Origin of the sequence: Bradyrhizobium sp. 35 (genome assembly GCF_023073215.1) — a bacterium.
Classification (GTDB): Bacteria; Pseudomonadota; Alphaproteobacteria; order Rhizobiales; family Xanthobacteraceae; genus Bradyrhizobium; species Bradyrhizobium canariense_D.
In genome coordinates this window covers 1-2,626 of the sequence record NZ_JADPJC010000130.1, presented here as the reverse complement: position 1 = coordinate 2,626, position 2,626 = coordinate 1, and the positions used below count along the sequence as shown (strand labels likewise).

At 62.6% G+C, this 2,626-nt stretch carries 2 protein-coding genes; both read right to left on the bottom strand.

Annotation, left to right across the window (positions count from 1 at the left end; all coding sequences use genetic code 11):
- Positions 1–127 precede the first annotated feature (127 nt).
- Entirely contained in the window at positions 128–880 is a 753-nt protein-coding gene (istB, locus tag IVB36_RS26465; protein WP_247363794.1) for an IS21-like element helper ATPase IstB, read from the bottom strand.
- A 14-nt stretch (positions 881–894) separates the two neighbouring features.
- Complete coding sequence (istA, locus tag IVB36_RS26460; protein ID WP_247393551.1) at positions 895–2,406, bottom strand: IS21 family transposase; 1,512 nt, start codon at positions 2,404–2,406, stop codon at positions 895–897.
- Positions 2,407–2,626 lie beyond the last annotated feature (220 nt).

Genomic DNA, 2,626 nt, shown 5'->3' with positions numbered 1-2,626 from the left:
TGCGGATTCCGACGAAGCCGGCCATGCATTCCAATTCGAAGCCGGCCGGGTATTCCGATCGGAAGCCGGCCACCCGTGGCGTCGTTCGCATGGGTCAATTTCATGATGTCGTCGAGGGCTGGGAAGGTCAAGAGACCGGTTGATCTTGAGCCGGTTGCTTCTGCTTCCTGAGGCTCTCTCCTTTGAGTTCGATGCGGTAGGCATTGTGGACGAGGCGATCGAGGATCGCGTCGGCGATGGTGGGGTTTCCGATGATTTCGTACCAGCGATCGACGGGCAGCTGGCTGGTGACGATGATCGAGCGAGCCTCATATCGATCCTCGACGATTTCGAGCAAATCACGGCGCTGGTCGGCGTCGAGCGGTTCTGGTCCCCAGTCATCGAGAATGAGCAGATCGAGACGAGCGATCGCCCGCAGCATCTTGGTGTAACGGCCATCGGCGCGGCCGAGCGCGAGGGCGGCGAACAGACGCGGCACGCGATGGTACGCAACTGAGAAGTCGTCTCGGCAAGCCTTGTTGCCGAGGGCGCAAGCAAGCCAGCTCTTGCCGACGCCGCACGGCCCGGTAACGAGGAGATTATGCCGTGCCCGGATCCAGTCGCCGGCGGCGAGTTTTAGAAAGAGCGTGCGGTCGAGGCCGCGGATGGCGCGGTAGTCGACATCCTCGACGCAGGCGGCATGACGCAGCTTGGCGGCTCGAGCTCTGCTCTCAAACCGCTTTTGCTGGCGCCGCGTTTTCTCATGTTCCAGGAGCAGGGCCAGCCATTCGGCGTGTTCGAGGCTGCGCGCTTCGGATTGGGCATCGAGGTCCTTGAAGCCTTTGGCCATACCGTGGAGACCGAGGCTATGCAGCAGGTCGAGGGTGGGATGGGTCAGCATGCTGGATAATCCTTTCAATGGAAGTAACCGGGGCCGCGCAGATTGGGATGTTCGATGATCGCGTCCTCGGTATCGCGAGAACTGCGTTCGAGCTTGTTGGCGATGATGGAGGCGATGCTCTTGTAGGTCAGTGCACTGACCGCGACCGCGCGGGCCGCGATCAGCTCGGCGCGTTCGGGATCAATATCCTTGAACAGCCGAAGCACGCCGAGACAGGTCCGGAATCCCTGTTCGGGATGAGGCCGATTGGCCAGGATGGCGAGGACGAGCCCCTCGGTGTTGGGCCCGATCGATCGCCCCCAGCGCCGGAATCGATCGGGAGTCCACGCGGCGTAACGCCGATGCGCACTGGGCATGTGATCGGGATCCGTGCCGTGCCGGCGGCCGCCATAACGACGCTGGTGAGCAGCAACACGCAAACCCCGATGGAACAACTCGATGGTCCGGGTGGTGGCGCGAACGTCGACCTGCTCGCGGATCAGGCCGTGTGGAACTGAGTAGAAGAAGCCGTCGACCTCGACATGATAATCGAGCGAGACGCGGGCCAGGAGCCATTCCGCGAACTGATAGTCGGCATCCGGCAACGGCGCCAGGACAGGCATCTCGACGGTCTCGAACAATTGCCGGCGGCTGACGCCAAGCCGGCGCATGACGTGGGCGTTGATACGCTCCAGCGCGGCGGCGATTGCCGCGTTCGCCTCGGCCAGCGAGAAGAAGGTCTGCCGGCGAAGCCGCCCGAGGATATAGGTCTGGGCAAAACGCACTCCGGCTTCCACTTTTGCTTTATCCCGGGGCTTTCTTGGCCGTGCCGGAAGGATGCCGACGCCGTAATGGGACGCCATCATCCCGTAGCTGCGATTGATTTCAGGGTCGTAGAACGAAGCCCGGTGCACGCCGGACTTCAGATTGTCAGGGACGACGAGGCGGGGCACCCCGCCAAAGAACCGGAACATCCGGACATGGGCCTCGATCCAGTCCGGAAGTGTCTGCGTCCAGGTCGCCTCGGCGTAGGTGTAATTCGAGGCGCCAAGCACCGCGACGAAGATCTCCGCGTCGCCCACAACCCCGGTTTCGCGATCAACGATCATGATCTTCTTGCCGGAGTAATCGACAAAGACCTTGTCGCCGGCCGGATGGTCCTGCCGCATCGTCGGAGACAGCCGCCGCTCGAATTCCCGGAATAAATCGCAGAACCGGCTGTAGCCATATCCTTCCGGGTGGACCGCCCGGTATTCCTCCCACAGGACCATCAGATTGACGCCAGGCCGCTTCAGCTCACAGGCCAGCGAGGCCCAATCCGGCTCCCGGCGCCGGCGGAAGCCGCGCCTGACGCCGGCATGGGCAAACAGACGTTGTTCAAGAACGGCGTCGGTCAGATGGCCCGCCAAAGGCCACGCCAGCCCGGCAGTCGAGGCACGCTTCAGATTGTCCTGGATCGTGCTCCGCGCCACGCCGAGCGTGCGCCCGATCTCCCGGGCGCTCACCCCATCACGGGCAAGCCGCAGCATCTGTCGTATCTGTCGCATGGTCAGTTCTCTCTTGGCCGGCATCCGCTTCCCCTCGTTGATCAACGAGGGACTTGATGCCTGAGGGACTGACCCAAACGAAAACGCCGACTTCCAAAACCCCGGCCGGCTTCAAATCGGAATGCCGGCCGGTTTCATTTCGGAATGGTGGCCGGCTTCAAATCGGAACGATGGCCGGCTTCAAGTCGGAATACCCGGCCGAAATAAATCGGAATCCGCA